We start from the raw sequence: 655 nt of genomic DNA on the forward strand, positions 1-655 counted from the left end.
CTCGTAGGGCTTAGGCTGGTCAGCTACCTAAAGTCAGGGGCTAGAAGCCCCGTCTCTTTAGAGCGGGGTGCTGACAACGTTGTTAACCCATCACTGTACTACCTTAATTGTAGCCATCAGATCTCCAGGTTCCAACCCAAAATACCGTACCGCGATCTATAATCCTGAAAACCTTTGCCCATTGAATCGAACCCTTATGATCCTTTGGAAAATCGCGATTATTGCTCTTCTGCTGCTGGGGTGGCAACTTCAAGCACCTGCATTGGCGCAAGCCACTAAATATTACGCCCCGCCGTTATCCTATAGCAATGCCGATCTCAACGGCAAAGATTTTTCCGGCGAGAACTTGCAATCGGCGGAGTTATCCAACTGTTATTTGCAATTCACCAACTTTGAAAACGCCCAAGCGCAAGGGGCGATTTTCAGCTTATCCGTGATGACGGAAGCAAACCTGCATGGTGCGGATTTGACCAATTCGATGCTCGACCAAGTGGATTTAACCGGGGCGGATTTAACCGATGCGATATTGGTGGAAACGATTTTGCTCGGATCCCAGTTTGAAAGTGTCAAGATAGCCGGGGCGGATTTTAGCTTCTCGGCGGGAAGCCCCGCGCTCTACCCGTGCTTGGTGAGCGTCGGGATGAGAGCCAGGGGA

Annotated in this window: 1 protein-coding gene; it reads left to right on the forward strand. The window is 50.7% G+C overall.

Translation table 11 applies throughout. The features are described from left to right. Positions 1–196 precede the first annotated feature (196 nt). On the forward strand, positions 197–655 hold a 459-nt coding region (locus AC0QH1_RS27100), incomplete at its 3' end, for a pentapeptide repeat-containing protein (RefSeq protein ID WP_324634579.1).

This window comes from Phormidium sp. CCY1219, from assembly GCF_055795085.1.